The 17232-nt window shown below is 65.9% G+C and carries 15 protein-coding genes; 10 read left to right on the top strand and 5 right to left on the bottom strand.

All coding sequences use genetic code 11. The features are described 5' to 3' along the window. Entirely contained in the window at positions 1-222 is a 222-nt protein-coding gene (locus WDO72_00510; protein MEJ0084137.1) for a hypothetical protein, read from the bottom strand. 174 nt (positions 223-396) lie between these two features. On the opposite strand from WDO72_00510, the gene WDO72_00505 reads away from it, so the two are divergent. After that, entirely contained in the window at positions 397-2577 is a 2181-nt protein-coding gene (locus tag WDO72_00505) for a M48 family metalloprotease (GenBank protein MEJ0084136.1), read from the top strand. Here the strand turns inward: WDO72_00505 and WDO72_00500 are convergent. After that, on the bottom strand, positions 2559-3395 hold the full coding sequence (locus WDO72_00500) for a sulfite exporter TauE/SafE family protein (GenBank protein MEJ0084135.1): 837 nt from the start codon (positions 3393-3395) through the stop codon (positions 2559-2561). The genes WDO72_00505 and WDO72_00500 overlap by 19 nt on opposite strands. Further along, complete coding sequence (locus WDO72_00495) at positions 3392-4381, bottom strand: XdhC family protein (GenBank protein ID MEJ0084134.1); 990 nt, start codon at positions 4379-4381, stop codon at positions 3392-3394. Before WDO72_00495 ends, WDO72_00500 begins: the two co-directional genes overlap by 4 nt. A gap of 110 nt (positions 4382-4491) precedes the next feature. On the opposite strand from WDO72_00495, the gene thrA reads away from it, so the two are divergent. Genes thrA through WDO72_00475 form a run of 4 tightly spaced genes read left to right on the top strand, consistent with a single transcriptional unit; the run spans position 4492 to position 9853 of the window. Further along, positions 4492-6981, top strand: coding sequence for a bifunctional aspartate kinase/homoserine dehydrogenase I (gene thrA / locus WDO72_00490; GenBank protein MEJ0084133.1), 2490 nt, complete (start codon positions 4492-4494; stop codon positions 6979-6981). A gap of 2 nt (positions 6982-6983) precedes the next feature. Then, positions 6984-7919: a homoserine kinase gene (locus WDO72_00485; GenBank protein ID MEJ0084132.1), complete on the top strand. Its 936-nt coding sequence runs from the start codon at positions 6984-6986 to the stop codon at positions 7917-7919. Then, positions 7916-9217 (top strand): threonine synthase, encoded by a 1302-nt coding sequence (gene thrC, locus WDO72_00480; protein ID MEJ0084131.1) that lies wholly within the window; start codon positions 7916-7918, stop codon positions 9215-9217. Before WDO72_00485 ends, thrC begins: the two co-directional genes overlap by 4 nt. 15 nt (positions 9218-9232) lie before the next feature. Continuing rightward, entirely contained in the window at positions 9233-9853 is a 621-nt protein-coding gene (locus WDO72_00475; protein MEJ0084130.1) for a nuclease-related domain-containing protein, read from the top strand. 3 nt (positions 9854-9856) lie between these two features. Here WDO72_00475 and WDO72_00470 read toward each other — a convergent pair whose 3' ends face one another. Both WDO72_00470 and WDO72_00465 read right to left on the bottom strand, forming a co-directional pair. After that, positions 9857-10639, bottom strand: a complete 783-nt coding sequence (locus WDO72_00470; protein MEJ0084129.1) for a TatD family hydrolase — start codon at positions 10637-10639, stop codon at positions 9857-9859. A gap of 31 nt (positions 10640-10670) precedes the next feature. Next, positions 10671-11819, bottom strand: a complete 1149-nt coding sequence (locus tag WDO72_00465; protein MEJ0084128.1) for a DUF5009 domain-containing protein — start codon at positions 11817-11819, stop codon at positions 10671-10673. Between the two features lie 217 nt (positions 11820-12036). Here WDO72_00465 and WDO72_00460 point away from each other — a divergent pair, with 217 nt between their 5' ends. The 5 genes from WDO72_00460 to WDO72_00440 are packed head-to-tail and all read left to right on the top strand — an operon-like array spanning position 12037 to position 17231. Next, a complete protein-coding gene (locus WDO72_00460) occupies positions 12037-13284 on the top strand; it encodes an efflux RND transporter periplasmic adaptor subunit (GenBank protein ID MEJ0084127.1) in 1248 nt (415 codons plus the stop codon). A gap of 40 nt (positions 13285-13324) precedes the next feature. Then, a complete protein-coding gene (locus WDO72_00455; GenBank protein ID MEJ0084126.1) occupies positions 13325-14041 on the top strand; it encodes an ABC transporter ATP-binding protein in 717 nt (238 codons plus the stop codon). Next, positions 14041-15201 carry an ABC transporter permease gene (locus WDO72_00450; GenBank protein ID MEJ0084125.1) on the top strand — a complete coding sequence of 387 codons (1161 nt, stop codon included), beginning with the start codon at positions 14041-14043 and terminating at the stop codon, positions 15199-15201. The genes WDO72_00455 and WDO72_00450 overlap by 1 nt, the downstream gene beginning before the upstream one ends. Positions 15202-15210: 9 nt before the next feature. Then, positions 15211-16404: an ABC transporter permease gene (locus tag WDO72_00445; GenBank protein ID MEJ0084124.1), complete on the top strand. Its 1194-nt coding sequence runs from the start codon at positions 15211-15213 to the stop codon at positions 16402-16404. Then, positions 16401-17231, top strand: coding sequence for a hypothetical protein (locus WDO72_00440; protein ID MEJ0084123.1), 831 nt, complete (start codon positions 16401-16403; stop codon positions 17229-17231). Before WDO72_00445 ends, WDO72_00440 begins: the two co-directional genes overlap by 4 nt. Position 17232 lies beyond the last annotated feature (1 nt).

Here is a 17232-nt window from a genome sequence, read left to right as displayed (position 1 = left end):
TCAGCGCTTGGTCAGGAACCCGATGGCGACGGCGGAGACCACGCAGATTCCCGCGATCAGCGCAGTTTTCGTGGCGACCTCGGCCAAGGCCGCGCGCGGAATCACATCCAGCACGACCAGGATGGCGATCGCCGCCAACGCCAGGATGGTGAGGCTGGCGAGCGTGCGCGCCACGCCGCCCACGTTGCGGATTTCGGAGGTTTTCTGGGGTTCCAGGTTCATGGCGCCCGATAGTACTCCGGTTGCATTTGAAGGCCCCCGGCCAGCCGGGACAACCGTTAAGCGGGTCGCATTTGGCGCCGTTTTTGCGGTCCGGCGTGCGCCAGCGCACGCCTGCAAAACCCATTTGCCGGTAATTTTGGCCCTTCTGATCAATGGGATGGAAGCGCTGAAGCCGTGAGCACGCAATTCTTCGAACGTCAGGAAGTCCAGCGCAAATACACGCGCTGGCTGGTGGCGGGCTTCATCGCCGCGATCCTGAGCGTCGTCGTCGTCATCAATCTGGTCGTGCTGGTAGGCGTGGGCGGCAACCCGATGTGGGTCATCCGCCGCAACCCCGAGTATCTTTTCTGGATTTCACTGGCCGTGCTCGTGACGATCCTGCTCGCCTGCTGGCACAAGGCATCCGAACTGCGCGCGGGTGGCGCGGCCGTGGCGCGTTCGCTCGGTGGCGTTCACGTCAAGCCCGAGGACACCGATCTCGCGCGCCGCCGGCTGGTCAACATCGTCGAGGAAATGGCGATCGCGGCGCGGATCCGCAAGCCGCAGGTCTTCGTATTGCCCGACGAGGAGGGCATCAACGCATTCGCGGCGGGGCATTCACCCGACGAAGCGGCGGTCGCCGTCACGCAGGGCGCGCTCGACCGGCTCGACCGCGATCAATTGCAGGCGGTGATCGGCCACGAGTTCAGTCACATCCTCAACGGCGACATGAAGCTCAACATGCGCCTGACCGCATGGATCTTCGGCCTGTTCGTCATCACCGATCTGGCGCGGCGTTGCATGCGCGGCCGCGGGCGCGGCAAGGCCGACGCGCGTCTCAAGCTGGTCGCGTTCGGAATCTTCGCCGCCGGCAGCATCGGCATGCTGACCGGACGCCTGTTGCAGGCGGCGGTGTCGCGCCGCCGCGAGCACCTGGCCGATGCGTCGGCCGTGCAGTTCACGCGTAATCCGGGCGCGCTGCAGGGCGCGTTCATCACGATGGCTGCGCACCAGCCGGGCACGCGCCTCACCCACGGGTCTTCCGCCGACGTGGCGCACATGTTTTTCGCGGGCAGCGCGCCCTCGTGGGCGAATAAGATCGGCGGTTCGTGGTTCGCCACGCATCCGCCGCTCGAAGAGCGGGTCCGCGCCATCGACGGGCGCGTCACACCGAACAAGTTCCGCACGCTGGTCAGCGACGAGAAACGCAAGCTTGCGGCGAAGATCGCGCAGGCGAATGCCGAGCAGGCCGAGGCGCAAGTTTCGAATGCCGCGCAGGCCGCCGCGGCCGCGCAGGCGCGTGAAGCGGCGAAACACAAACCCGCCGTCGTCGAACTACCGGCGGCTGCGCTCGCCGGCCTCGCGCTGGCGATCGGCGACGATCATTCACCTGCGCCGCGTGCGGCGCCGACTGCGCCCTCCATGGAGAAACCGAACATGACTTCCGAAGGCAGCAACAGCATGACGGCGCGCCGGCTGTCGATCGCGCCCGATGTCGAGATGGCCGAAACGTTGCCCTCCGGCGTGCGTATGGTCGCCGGACGCGCGCTGCCGCCGGACGTGCTGCGCAATCGCCTGAGCGCCGAACAACAGGCGGCGATCGGCGCGGTGGTCGCGCAGGTCGAAGCGGCGCCGATCGCCGTGCAGGCGACCTTCGTTGCAACCATGCTCGCCGCCGAGCCGGCCAAGTGGCGCACGCAGCTGACCCGGCTCGCTCCGGTGCTCGGCATCGAACTGTTCAAGGAAACGCAGGCGCAGATCGCGCGCCTGTCGCAGCTCGCGCCGGCGGCGCGCCTGCCGCTGCTGACCGATCTGCTGACCTTGCTGGATTCGCTCGATCCGGCCGAGCGCAAACGCCTGCGCGCGGTGGCGCGGGCCTTCGCACCCACCGTCGCGACCGGCGACATGTTGCGCTTCGCGGTCACCCGCATCATCGAGAAAAAGATGGCGAAGGCGACCGAAGAAGCGCCGCCGGTGCCGCTGCCGGACCGCGCCGGCGCGGTCTGCGACATCTATGCGGCGCTGGCGCAGTGCCGTTTCGGCGCCGGCAAGCAGGGGCAGAATTCCTATCGCGCCGGGCTCATGGGCATGTTGCCGCCGCAGAAGTGGGCGCCGTTTCCGGAAGTATTGCTGACACCCGCGGCGCTCGACGCCGCGTTGGCCGCGGTGGCGCAGGTCCATCCCACGGGCAAGCGCTCGTTTTCGGAAGGCCTCGCGCGCGTGATCGCGGTCGGCGGGCGTCTGACGGTGCCGCAGGTCGACCTGTTGCGCGCGATCTGCCTGATCGTCGATTGCCAGGTGCCGCTGCTGCCCATCGACGTGGTGTTCGAAGACACCGATTTCGCGCCGCAGTCCGCTCAGGCCAGCGCGCGATAAACCATCCGCGTTCCGACGCACAGCAGGAACAGGCCGAACGCCTGCGACAGCCGGCGCCGGCTCAGGCGGTGCGCCACGCGCGCGCCCAGCGTCGCGGTCAGCATCGACCCGGGTGCGATGATCGCGAGACCGACCAGGCTCACGAACCCCACGGTCGCCCATGGCAGCTGCGCCGCCGGCTGCGCCAGTAGATAGCCAATCGTCCCCGGCACGCTGATGAAGATGCCGAAGAATGCCGCCGTACCCACGGCGCGGTGGATCGGATAACCGCACAGATTGAGCGTGGGCACCGTCAAGGTGCCGCCGCCGATACCCATCATCGCGGACACCCCGCCGATGAAGCCCGCGACGAGGCCACCGCCGATGCCGCGTGGGACGGCCTGCGCAGCGCGCAGATGGTCGAGCGGCAACAGCATCTTCAGGGCGATCAGCAGCGCCACCGTGCCGAACAAGCCGGCCAGCACCGATAGCGGCGCCCGCGAGGCGAGAACGCTGCCGGCGACGGCGCCGAGCATCATCGGCACGCCCCAGCTGCGCGCCAGTTCCCAATCGACCGCGCCGCGCTCGTGGTGCGTGCGCGCGGAGCTGATCGAGGTCGGGATGATGGCCGCGAGCGAAGTCGCGACCGCGATGTGCATGCGCCATTCCTCGGGTACCCCGGCGAAACGTAGCGTGTATTCCAGCACCGGCACGGTGACGATGCCGCCGCCGACGCCGAGCAAGCCGGCCGCGAAACCGGCGACGACACCGGAAATCGCCAGGATCGCGATCAGCGGCAGCAGCGCGGTGAAATCGACGGCGCCGAACTCGGCGCTCAATTCGCGGTTTCCGTGAACGGCCGGCCGGCGCGTCCGGACAACACGGCGTGTATTTCGCCGACGATGGACAGGGCAATCGATTCGGGCGCGCGGCCGCCGATGTCGAGGCCCACGGGCGCGCGCAGGCGCGGGCGCAGCGCCGCGGCATCGGCACCGAGGTCCGCCAGCAATTTTTCCCGCCGTCCGGCCGGACCTAACAAGCCCACGTGGGCCACGGCGCTGCGGCCCAGCGCGCGCAGGTAATGCAGATCCGATTCGAGATGGTGGCTCATGACGATGGCGGCGGCATGATCCGCGAGCCGTACACGCGTCGCAAGCTCGGCGGCATCCACCTCGACGAGTGTGGTCGCCGGCGGAAACCGCTCGGGCGACAGGTAACTCGCGCGATGGTCGGCAACCGTGACGCGCCAGCCGAGGAACACGCACAACTCGGCGACCGGGCGCGCATCGGGGCCGCCGCCTAACAAGAGAATGCGCGGCGGCGGCGCGAGGATGACGGTGAACACTTCGACTCCGGCCGCAAACGGACGATTCGCGTCGCCCGTCCAGGCCCGGCCGAGCGGAAAATTGCCATCGTTGCTGGCAGTGACGAAAGAAAGCCGCAATTCGCGGTCGGCGCGAAAACTCGCGGCCATGTCGGCGAGCGGCTGCCAGCCATCGTCTACGGCGACCCGGCTCAGCAGGATGTCCATCGCGCCTTCGCAACCGGCGCCCAGCCCGAACAACTGATCGGTGGTGCTGCGCAGGTCATAACTCACGACGACCGCGGCTCCGGTCGCAGCCACGCCGCGCGCGTGTTCGCGCAAGTCGCCTTCCAGGCAACCGCCCGACAGCAACCCCGCGTATTCACCGTCGCTCGCGATCAGCATCTGCGCGCCCGGCTTGGCGTAGGTGGACCCGCCGGTGCGAATGACCGTGGCGAGCACCAAGGGCTCAGCAGACAGCCGGGCACGGTCGAACAGCGGCAGGAGGCGGTGGAGACTCATGGGAGCGCGAAATATATGCGACTTTGCGTGCGCCGCGCTTGCACGTCGAGGGGGGTAACCAGTAGATTTGCCGGGCTTTTTTTGCACCTTCCTTCAGGTTTCACGTCGCAATGCCAGCCTCTGACCCCTCCGCCTGGGTCGTACACAAATTCGGCGGTTCCTCGGTCGCAGACGCCGATTGTTTTCGCCGCGTCGCCCACATTCTCGAAGCTTTGCCGCCCGGCCGGCTGGGCGTCGTGTTGTCCGCCTGCCGCGGTGTCACGGATTCCCTGCTGGGCCTGGTCGCGCGCGCCGAAGCGCAGGACGAGGGCTGGCGCGCCGATCTCGACGCGTTACGCGCGCGGCATAACACCATCGCCGAATCCGTGCTCACGCCCGCCGCCGTGCAGCTGTACATGGCCGGCTTCGACCGCGATCGCCACGACATCGAGGGCATCCTTCACACCGTGAAACTCACGCGGTCGGCTGCGCAGAACGTGCGCGACCTGATCGCCGGCTATGGCGAGATCTGGTCGACCAAGCTGTTCCGCGAATTCTTCGATTCGCGTGGCAAACGCCCGGGCACGGTCAAGTGGATAGACGCGCGCCAGGCGGTGGTGGTCGAGTGGGGTCCGCTGGGCCCGGCCGTGTTGTGGGACGAGTCGCGCGCCAAATTGCGTGCGCTGGTCGGAGACGACTTCAAGGGCACGCTGATCATCACCGGGTTCATTGCCTCCAACCGCCAGGGCGTGCAGACCACGCTGGGCCGTAACGGCAGCGATTTCTCGGGCTCCATCTTCGGTTCTTTGCTCGATGCGGCGGAGATCCACATCTGGACCGACGTCGACGGCGTGTTGTCCGCCGATCCGCGCCGCGTGCCCGACGCGAAGGTCATCGATTCGCTGTCGTACAACGAGGCCATGGAACTCGCGTATTTCGGCGCCAAGGTGATCCATCCGCAGACCATGGCGCCGGCCGTGGGCCGCGGCATCCCGATCTGGATCCGCAACACCTTCGCACCGGAAAAACCCGGCTCGCTGATCTGCGCGAAGCCCGACTCCAAACTACCGGTCAAGGGCATCACCTCGATCGAAAACATCGCGATGGTCAACGTCGAAGGCGCCGGCATGATCGGCGTGCCAGGCACGGCGCATCGACTGTTCGGCGCGCTGCGCGAGGAAGGCATCTCGGTCATCCTCATTTCGCAGGGCAGCTCCGAACACTCCATCTGCTGCGCGATCCCCGGTGCCGAAGCAGAGCGCGCCGCGCGCGTGGTGACGGCCGCGTTCGATCGCGAAGTGAAGGAAGGCCAGATCCAGAGCATCCAGGTCGACAAGGACCTCGCCATCATCGCCGTGGTCGGTGACGGCATGGCCGGCCTGCCGGGCGTCTCGGGCCAGGTGTTCAACGCGCTCGGTTCCGCCAGCGTGAACGTGCACGCCATCGCGCAGGGCGCGTCGGAACGGAACATCTCCGTGGTCGTCGACCAGAAAGACGCGACGCGCGCGTTGCGCGCCGTGCATTCGGGCTTCTATCTTTCGCCGCACACGATTTCGATCGGCCTCATCGGCCCCGGCGCGGTCGGCCGCGTATTGCTCGAACAGATCGCCGCCGAGAGCGTGCGCCTGCGCGACGAGTTCAAGCTCGACCTGCGGCTGCGCGGCATCATGAGCAGCAAGAAGATGCTGCTGGCGGAGCAGGGTATTCCCATCGAAGGGTGGAAGGCTGCGCTCGAGGCCAGCAAGACACCCGCCGACATCGCGAAATTCGCCGAGCATCTGCACGTCGATCACCTGCCGCACACGGTCATCATCGACTGCACGGCGGACGAAGCCGTGGCGAAGCACTACGCCGAATGGTTACGCGCCGGCATCCACGTGGTCACGCCGAACAAGAAAGCCAACAGCGGTCCGCTCGGTTACTACGAATCGCTCAAGGAAGCGCGCCGCATCGGCAGCTCGTCGTATCTGTATGAGGCGACCGTGGGCGCGGGCCTGCCCGTCATCTCCACGCTGCGCGACCTGCGCGAAACCGGCGACAAGATCTCGAGCGTCGAGGGCATCTTCTCGGGCACCCTGGCCTATCTATTCAACGTGTACGACGGCAAGACGCCGTTCTCGCAGATCGTGCGCGACGCGAAAACCAAGGGTTACACCGAGCCGGATCCGCGCGACGACCTGTCGGGCACGGATTTCGTGCGCAAGGTCATCATCCTCGGCCGCGAAATGGGCCTGAAGCTCGAGATGAAGGACGTGAAGGTCGAGAGCCTGATTCCCGCCGGCCTCGAAAAGGGGAGCAGCGACGATTTCCTGAACGGCCTGCCGAAGTACGATGGCGAGATGAAGAAACGTTTCGACGACGCGGCGGCGCGCGGCAAGGTGCTGCGTTACATGGGCCGGCTCACGGCCGATGGCAAGGCCACCGTCGGCGTCGCCGAGCTCGACCGCACTCACGCCTTCGCCAACATCGCGCTGACGGACAACGTCGTGCGTTACGCGACGGCGCGTTACAACACCAATCCGCTGATCGTGCAGGGCCCGGGTGCCGGCCCCGAAGTGACGGCCGCGGGTGTCTTCGCGGACCTGCTGCGGGTCTGCTCCTATCTGGGAGCGCACCTGTGACCGTGAACAAGGCAACGGCATTCGCGCCGGCATCGGCCGCGAACGTGGCCATCGGCTTCGACATTCTCGGATTCTCGGTGGACGTGCTGGGCGACAGCGTCACGGTCGAGCGCACCGCCGCACCGGGTGTCGTGATCACCGGCGCCACCGGTGTCGTCACGGACATTCCGACGGATCCCGAGAAGAACACCGCCGGCCGCGCTTTGCTGGCCATGCAGCAGGTGCTGAATCCGGGGTTTGGATTCTCGGCGTCCATCCACAAAGGCATTCCGCTCGGCAGCGGGCTCGGCGGTTCGGCCGCCTCGGCCGTCGCGGCCGTGGTGGCGGCGAATGCGCTGCTCGACAAGCCGCTCTCGAAGATCGAACTACTCAAGTTCGCGATGCAGGGCGAGGCGGTGTCGTCGGGCTCGCTGCACGTCGACAACATCAGCCCGAGCCTGTTCGGCGGCCTGGTGCTCACCGTGGGCATCGACAATCCGCGCGTGAAGCAGATTCCCGTGCCCAATGGCATCCGCGCCATCCTCGTGCATCCGCACCTGTTCCTGTCAACCAAGCAGGCGCGGGGAATCCTGAAGGGCGAAGTCGCGATGTCGGATTTCATCTGGCAGACCGCGAACCTTGCGGGTTTCATCTCGGGTTGTTATTCGAACGATCTCGACGTGATCCGCGCCTCGTTCGATGACGTGGTCATCCAGAAGCAGCGCTCGCAGCTCATTCCCGGGTTCGACGCGGTACGTGCGGGCGCGATGGCTCACGGCGCACTCGGCTGCACCATCTCGGGCGCGGGTCCTACGATGTTCGCCTGGTCGCTCGACGCCGATGCGCCGAAAGTGCGCGATGCGATGCTCGCGGCGTTCAAGGCGGCGGGTATGGAAACCGATGCGTGGATCGTGCCGATCACGTCCACCGGCGCGCACGTCGTCACGACCAGTCCATGAAGTTCGAGAGCACTCGCCGCAACTCGCCGGCGGCGAGCTTCGGCGCCGCCCTGACCCAGGGCCTTGCGCCCGACGGCGGCCTTTATGTCCCCGAGACCTGGCCCAGCATCCCGCTGGCGGCGTTCGAGGGAGCCAGCAGTCTTTCCGACGTCGCGAATGTGATGCTGCGTCCCTTCGTGGAAGGCGATCCGATCGTCGGCGAGATCGCCGCGATCACGCGCGACGCCTTCGATTTCCCCGCGCCGCTGGTGCCGGTCGCCGACGGCGGCAAACTATCCGTGCTCGAGCTGTTTCACGGGCCGACCGCCGCCTTCAAGGATTTCGGCGCGCGGTTTCTCGCGGCCGCCATGCAGCGCCTGCGCAAAGACGCGACGCGGCCGCTGAACATACTCGTCGCCACGTCGGGCGATACCGGCGGCGCGGTGGCGGCCGCATTCCATCGCCGGCCCGGCATCGTGGTGTCGGTGTTGTTTCCGAAGGGCCTCGTTTCACCCACGCAGGAGCGCCAGCTCACCTGCTGGGGCGACAACGTCCATTCCTGGCGCGTGAACGGCACGTTCGACGATTGCCAGCGCCTGGTGAAGGAAGCCTTCGTCGACCAGTCGCTCAAGAGCCGCTTCGAACTGTCGAGCGCGAACTCCATCAATCTCGGCCGCCTGTTGCCGCAGGCTGTCTACTACGCGGCCACCAGCCTCGCGGTATTCCGCGCGCATGGCGTGGCGCCGAACTTCGTGATCCCGAGCGGCAATCTCGGCAATTCCGTCGCCTGCGTATGGGCGCGCAAGCTGGGCCTGCCGATCGGCCGCATCGTACTGGCGCACAACGCCAACCGCACGGTGCCGGATTTCCTGCAGGGCGGGCAGTGGCAGCCGCGTCCGAGCATTCCGACACTGGCGTCGGCGATGGACGTGGGTTCGCCTAGCAACATGGAACGCCTGCGCGCACTGTTTCCGGACCTCGATTCGGTGCGTGGTGCGGTGCGCGCGGAAAGTGTCAGCGACGCGCAGATCCGCGCACGCATCCCGACCGATTTCCGCCAGTACGGGAAAACCTGGTGTCCGCACACCGCCACCGCGGCGGAGGTTTACGCACGCATGAGCACCGCGGAGCGCGAAAGCGGCCGCTGGGTGCTGGTAGCGACCGCGCACCCGGCGAAATTTCGCGAAATCGTCGAGCCGCTCACCGGTGCGCAAATCGAAATGCCGGAAAGCCTTGCTAAACTGTTCTCGCGTCCCGTGTCCTGCGAAGATCTCGAGCCGGATCTGGCGGCGCTCGCCGGCGCGTTGGCAAAAATCTAAACGAGCATGGTTGTCTTGAATCCACCGTTCGGTCTGACGCAGATCCAGTTCGTGATGATCGTGCTTGCCGCGATCGCCGTGGCATTGCTCGGATTTTTTGGCGGCCGTGCCTATGTGCTCAGACGGCGTGATGCGCGCCGGGTGGCGCGTGTCACCAGCGGCGCCGCGGATTTCCTGCGCAACGTGCTCGTTCCCGACGGCAACGGCGGCGACTTCCATCTCGATTTCCTGCTGTTGACCAGCCGCGGCGTGGTCGTCATCGACGTGCGCGACATCTCCGGCAACGTCTTCGGCGGCGACCAGATGACCGCGTGGACGCTCATGAACGGCGGCAGCCGCAGCACCTTCGTGAATCCGCAGGTCGGGCTCTACGACCGCATCGCGAGCGTCAAGGCCATCGCGCAGGACACGGAGACACCCATCGAGGGCCGCATCGTGTTCACCAGGCGCGCCAAGTTTCCGAAGGGGCTGCCGCGTTTCACCGTGATGCTCGAGTCGGTCGCCGCGGAGTTTCCGAAACTCGGCGCCGCCGAGCTCGACATCGCAGTCGGGAAGTACCGGGGCGCGTGGGCGCGAATCAGGGAAGCCGCCAAACCCAGCCCGCATTTCCGCGCCAATCCCATCGCCGTCGCCTGAGGTTCAGGCCAGTCCAAAGAAATTGCGCGCCGTGACCGTGCTGTGCGCGGCCACCGCGTCGATCGTTTCGCCGCGCGCCTGCGCAACCGCCTGCGCCACCTGCGGCAGGAACTTCGGCTCATTGCGGCGCGACTTCGGCATGGGTTTCAGATCGCGCGGCAGTAGATAGGGCGCGTCGGTTTCGAGCATCAGGCGATCCGCCGGGATGCCCTTGACGACCTCGCGCAGGTGCACACCGCGCCGTTCGTCATTGATCCAGCCCGTGATGCCGATGTGCAGGCCAAGCTCGAGATACGCGTCGCGTTCCTTTTCGCCCGCGGTGAAGCAGTGCGCCACGCCCCGTTGGACGCCATGCTCGCGCAGGATCGCGACGAAGTCGTCGTGGGCATCGCGTTGATGCAGGAAGACGGGTTTGCCCAGCCTGCTGGCGAGCTCCAATTGCCGTGCGAATGCGCGCCGCTGCAGGTCGCGCGGCGAGAAATCCCGGAAATAGTCGAGTCCGCATTCCCCGACCGCGACGACGGCGGGCTCGCGCGCCAAGTGCGCGAGTTCCGCGAATGCTTCGGCGGTCAGATCCGCGGCATGGTGCGGATGCACGCCGGCGGTGGCGAACAGCACACCGGGATGCGCGACCGCAAGTTCGATCGCCTTGCGCGTGCCTGCGACGCTCGCGCCGGTCACCACCATTTGCGTCACGCCCGCGCTCGACGCCTGCTGCATGACGGCGGGGCGGTCGGCGTCGAAGCTGTCGTGCGCGAGATTCACTCCAATGTCGATCAATTCCATGCGGTCGCGATTCTAGCCTGCCGTGCGGTGGCTACAGTTTGAGAATCCAGCGCTTGCGGTGACAGACGAGCAGCACGACGAATATTGCGGCGACTGCGCAGACTCCGAACGCAAGGGAAGCGGCACGCGGTTCGAAGAATTGCGAGAACCACGCCTGACCCGCGCCGCGCAGCGATTGCGGCGCCTCGGCGGTGCCGAAGAAATTGCCGTCGACGAGCGGCGCGGCGAGGAATACCAGGATGTACGCCAGAAGCGGGTTCTCGCCGAAGATCCGTGCGGGTGCCAGCGCCTGCCGTACACCGCCGAGTCGCGACACGGCCATGAGGACGCCGAGCAGCACCAGGCAAAAGCCGCCGCTGAACAGTGCGAATGTGCTGGTCCAGAGGTTCTTGACCATGAGGCAGATGCCTAGCAACGCGTAGGCGAGGGCGATCAGCAGTGCGCCCGCGCCGATCGCCGTTAGCGCCGGCTGTCTTGCCGTGCCGCGCCGATATGCAATGCCGGCCAGCGCGCCGAGCAGGATGTTGAAGCAGGCCGGCCAAGTGGAAAGGATTCCTTCGGGATCGAAGACCACCTTCCCGTCGACCGGCCAGTAGGGAAAGAAGTGCGCGACGCCGATGACGGCACGGTCGATGACCGCGGGCCAACTACCCACCGGGTCGAAGCGCGGCGCGCCAAAGCCGGGCACGGGCACGAAGTACAACAGCGCCCAGTAGGAAACCAGGATGAACGCGGCGACGCCGGCGATCAGCGCCGGGCGCAGCGCGAGTGTGCCGTTCCGGAATCGCGCCGTCAGCACGATGAAACTACCGGCTAGCAGGTAACACAGGCCGATGCGAGACAACACGCTCGGGATGCGGACCGTCGCGAAGTCGAACTTCGGATAGAGATTGAGGAAGAAGCCGATGGCGACGAGGATCAGTCCGCGCCAGACGACATGCTGTAGCAGTGCCGCGCGCGTCGCGCCTTGCTCCGCACGCCGCGTGAACGACAACGGCAACGCCGCGCCGATGAAGAACAGGAATGCCGGCGCGACCATGTCGATCAGCGTCCAGCCTTCCCATTTCGCATGCACCAGCCAGGCGTAATGGTGCTCCCAGGAGCCCGGGCTCAGGTTGAGCAGCATCGCGACGATAGTCAGGCCGCGAAATACGTCGAGGGCGTCCCAACGGTTAGTCATGTGTTTGCATCTTCTGTCGTCATGTGCGCAAACAAAGTGCGCGGATTCTAGAGCGGTGTCGATTTCCAGTGTTCCCGATCGTCCATGACTGGATGGGCCGGCGCGGTACGAGTCTCACCTCATCGACATGACAGATCACAGATGTGCCCTCGAAAGAATTCCTTTAATCTCCACGCCTGTCGGACCCGGCCCAATAATTTCAGGAACTTAACAACGCATGCCGCTCGACTCAGAATCCCTCGGATCCCTGCGTATCGATCGCTCCGTGGTCGATACGGGCGGGGGCAACGGCCGCAGGATCGCTTATATAAGTGTCGCCGTTGTCGCGTTGCTCGGCGCCGCGGCCGGCCTGTGGTTCTGGCTCGGTGGCAAGACCATCGAAGTCACCACGTTCACCGCCGAAGCCGACAGCTCTGGCCCGAGTCTGGGAAACTCCGTGTTGAACGCGTCTGGCTACGTCGTCGCGCGCCGCATGTCGACCGTGTCGTCCAAGGTCACGGGCAAGGTGCTCGAGATCTACGTCGAGGAAGGCATGGAAGTGGCGAAGGACCAGGTGCTCGCGCGCCTCGATCCCGTCAACAGCCGCACGATTCTGACGATGTCCGAGCGCGAGCTCGACGCCTCGCGCCGCAATCTCACCGAGATCGAAGTCCGCATGGCGGAGGCGAAGCGCAATCTCGAGCGCAACGAATCGCTGGTGAAGCAGCAGCTCGTCAGCCAGACCGCGCTCGACACGACGCGCGCCGAATACAACGCGTTGCAGGCGCGCCTCGAAGCGTCGAAGGCGCAGGTGAAGGTGTCGGAAAGCCAGCTCGCGATGCGCAGGCTCGACTTCGACGATTTGAACGTGCGCGCGCCATTCGCCGGCGTGGTGATCTCGAAGGATGCGCAGCCGGGCGAGATGATCTCGCCGTTGTCGGCCGGTGGCGGTTTCACGCGCACCGGCATTGCGACCATTGTCGACATGGATTCCCGCGAAGTGGAAGTGGACGTCAACGAGGCGTACATCAATCGCGTCAAGAGCAATCAGCGGGTCGAGGCCACGCTCGATGCGTATCCCGACGCGCCGCTCGCGGCGCACGTGATCAACATCGTGCCCACCGCCGATCGCACCAAGGCGACGGTGCGTGTGCGCATCGCCTTCGACAAGCTCGAGCCGCAGATCCTGCCCGACATGGGCATCAAGGTGCGGTTCCTCGACGATCAGCCGCCGCCCGAAGTGGTGGCGAATACCGGTCCGCGCATCCGCGTGCCGTCGGTTGCGGTCCAGCGCGCCAACGGCGATGCATACGTCTGGGTGGTAAGCGACGAACGCGTCGAGCGCCGCGCCGTCACACTCGGCCCGGAGAGCGACGGCACGATCGAAGTGCGCGCCGGTGTGAACTCCGGCGACGAACTGGTTTCACCCGTGGTCGCGGGGCTCGAGGACGGCGGCAAGATCAAGGTGACCGAAGGCAATAGTTAGAGCGCGATCCAGTCAGGTCAATTCAGCCGAGGAAATCAGCATGTCTGCAGTGGAACAGGTTGTCGGAAAAACGGATCCGGTGGTCGCGCGCCTGCGCGGGGTCGCCAAGCAGTATCAGCGCGGCAGCGAGATCGTGCCGGTGCTCGAGAAGCTCGATCTCGATCTTCCCCGCGGCGATTTCGTCGCGCTCATGGGTCCCTCGGGCTCGGGGAAGACCACGTTGCTGAACCTGCTCGGCGGCCTCGATCGCCCCAGCACGGGCACCATCGAAGTCGACGGCCAGTCGATCGACAAACTATCGGATTCGCGGCTCGGTGACTGGCGCGCCGACAACGTCGGCTTCGTGTTCCAGATGTACAACCTGCTGCCGGTGCTGACCGCCGAACGCAACGTCGAGCTGCCGCTGCTGCTGACCAAACTCGGCCGCGCCGATCGCCTCAAGCGCGTACACACGGCGCTGACGCTGGTGGGCCTGGGCGATCGCATGAAACACAAGCCGCGCGAATTGTCGGGCGGCCAGGAGCAGCGCGTGGGCATCGCGCGCGCCATCGTCACCGACCCGACGCTGCTGCTCTGCGACGAGCCGACCGGCGATCTCGACCGCAAGTCGGGCGATGAAATCCTCGACCTGCTGCAGGCGCTCAACAAACAACACGGCAAGACCATCGTCATGGTGACGCACGATCCGCGCGCCGCCGAACGCGCCAATCGCACGCTGCACCTGGAGAAAGGCCGGCTCGAGCGGGAGACGAAGTAATGTTCCGCTGGCTGCCGCTGGTCTGGGCCAATCTGCGGCGCCGGAAACTGCGCCTGGTATTCACGTTCATCTCGATCCTGCTGGCGTTCCTGATGTTCGGCATGCTCGACGCGCTACGCACGAGCCTGTCGCAGGCCATCAATCTGGCCGGCGCCGATCGCCTGATGCTCCAGAGCAAGGTCAACATCACGGTGTCCAATCCGCGCTCGCACTTCGAGAAAGTGAAAGCGGTGCCGGGTGTGCTGGCGGTGGCGCCGTTCAACTGGTTCGGCGGCGTGTTCAAGGACAGCAAGCAGCAGATCCAGGTGCAGGCGACGGATCCCGACGAGTTCATGAAGGTGTACCCGGAGGTGCATCTCAAACCCGAAGAGTTGGCCGCGTGGAAGAACGACCGTCAGGCCATCGTCATCGGGCAGGCGCTCGCCGATCAGTACGGCTGGAAGGTCGGGCAGCGGATTCCGCTGCGTTCGGAGATCTGGCGCAAGACGGATGGCACCGATGTCTGGCAGTTCAACATCGTCGGCATCTACACCGTGTCGGGTTCGGGCTGGGACAAGCGCAGCGCGATGTTCCAGTACGACTACTTCAATGAATCGCTGCAGTTCGGCAAGGACATGGTCGGGTGGATGGTCATCAAGGTGGCCAATCCCGACGATTCAGAAAAGGTCGCGAATCGCATCGACACGATGTTCGCCAATTCGTCGAACGAGACGAAGACCGCCACCGAACGCGTGTTCATCAAGCAGTTCCTCGACCAGGTGGGCAACATCGGCCTGATCCTCGTGTCGGTGACGTCGGCGGTGTTCTTCACCATGCTGCTGGTCACCGCGAACACGATGGCGCAGTCGGTGCGCGAACGCACCAACGAGATCGGCGTGTTGAAGACGCTGGGCTTCAGCGGCCAGTCGATTCTCGGACTCGTGCTGCTCGAGTCGTTGTTCCTGACTTTCACCGGCGGGCTTGCGGGCCTCGGACTCGCGTGGGTATTCGCCAACGCGCTCGGAGAAGGGATCAAGGATTACTTCCCCGTCTTCGAGATCGGCGCCGCGACATTCCTGGTAGGTGGGTCGTTGATGCTGGCCTTCGGTCTCGTGACCGGCATGTGGCCGGCGCTGACGGCGATGCGTTTGAAGATCGTCGACGCGCTGCGTCGCACTTGAGGATTCGCAATGGCTAACACCTTTTCACAGATCGCCGCCGTGACCGGCATGAACCTGCGCAACATTCCCGAGCGCTGGTCGTCCTCGCTGGTGGCGGTGCTCGGCATCGGCGGCGTCACGCTGGTGCTGGTGGCGTTGTTGTCGATCGCCGCGGGGTTCAAGGTCGCGCTGGAAGGCTCCGGCTCCGAAGACGTGGCGATCATCATGCGCGCGGGCTCTTCCAACGAGTTGTCGGGCGGCTACGGCGTCGACACCGTCACGGTGGTCAGCGACGCGCCGGGCATCAAACGCGATGCGCAGAACAAGCCCATCATGTCGCCCGAGTTGTACGTGCTGGTCGATGGCCGAATGCGTGGCAAGGACGCGAGCACCAATCTGCCGCTGCGTGGGGTCAGCGAGATGGCGCCCAAGGTGCGCAAGAGTTTCAAGCTGGTCGAAGGCCGCATGTTCCGGGAAGGCACCAACGAGATCGTGGTTGGCGACGGCGTGGTCAAGCAGTACGAAGGGCTCGAAGTGGGCAAAAAAGCGCGCTGGGGCAACACCGACTGGACCGTCGTCGGGCGCTACACCGATGGCGGCGGCATCGCCGAGTCCGAGGCCTGGGGCGACACGCGCGTCGTGCAGCAGGCCTGGCGGCGCGGCAACAGCTTTCAGTCGATCCGCGCCAAGTTGAACGACGCGGCGTCGCTCAAGACGCTTAAGGACGCGCTCAGCAAGGATCCGCGCGTGCGCGTCGGTGTGCAGTCGGAGCGGGCGTTCTACGCCGATCAGCAGAAGTTGATGTCGACCATCATCACCACGGTCGGCGTCGCGCTCGCGATCATGATGGGCGTCGCGGCATTGTTCGCCGCGTTGAACACGCTCTACAACGCCGTCGCGACGCGTGTGCGCGAGATCGCGACGCTGCGCGCGCTGGGCTTCGGCGGGTTCCCCGTGGTCGTGTCCGTGCTGGTCGAAGCGATGATCCTCGGCGCCGTGGGTGGCCTCATCGGCGGTCTTCTCGCGTACCTGACGCTGAACGGAATGAGCAGTTCCACCATGAACTGGGCGTCGTTCAGCCAGATGACGTTTGCATTCACCGTGACGCCCGGGCTCATGCTGCTCGGCATCATGTACGGGCTGATCCTGTGCTTCATTGCAGGTATCCTGCCGGGCATCCGGGCGGCACGGCTGCCCATCACCGCAGGTCTGCGAGAGTTGTGATCCGAAAGTGGTGCCGGGCAGGGGTTCTCGGGGTTGGCTCGGCGATAACGCTGTCGGCCGCGATTGTGCCGTGCGCGCTGGCGCAGGGCGGGCCGGTAGATTGGGCCGACGTCGAAGGACGCATCCAGTACGCGTACTACACCAACGACGCGCGCGCGTTGAATGCCATGCTCGCCGCGCTCAAGCCCAAGCCGGTTGAAGGCGAGGAAGGCGGCGCCGCCGACCTGAGCACACGTGCGTATTTTCGCGCCCTGACTCACTACCGCATCGCGCAGGTGCTGATCACCACGCAGAAGTCGCAGGCGAAGCACGCCATCGACGACTGCGGCGACGAGATCGACCACGCGGTCGATGCCTTGCCCAAGGTACCGCTGGGCCTCGATGAGTCCGACGAAGGGCGGCGCCAGCGCGCCGAAGATTACGCGTTGGCGACCGCGTGCACACTGGCCGGACGTGAGATGAGTTCGCTGCCGTTTGGCGGCGGCCGAATCGGCTCGCGCATCGACGAGGCCGTGAAGCTCGAACCGAAGAATCCGCGCGTGCGGCTGGTCGAGGCGCTGGCCGCCTTCGATCGCGCCGGCAAGGACGCCGCCGAGAAGGCCGCGGCATTGAAGAAGCTGCGTGCCGTCACGCAGATGTTCGAAACCGCGCGCGCCGGGGCGTCGACGATTCCCGAATGGGGCGCGGCCGAAGCCTATGCGTTTCTCGGGCGTGCCTTGTACGAACAGCGCGACGTGGTGGGCGCGCGCGAGGCGCTCGAACGATCGTTGCTGATCGCGCCCGACTACGCGTTCGCCCGCAACCTCATGGCGAAAATAACCCGTTAGG

The sequence above is a fragment of the Pseudomonadota bacterium genome, assembly GCA_037200975.1.
Taxonomy (GTDB): domain Bacteria; phylum Pseudomonadota; class Gammaproteobacteria; order Steroidobacterales; family Steroidobacteraceae; genus CADEED01.
This window is presented reverse-complemented; position numbering and strand designations above follow the sequence as displayed.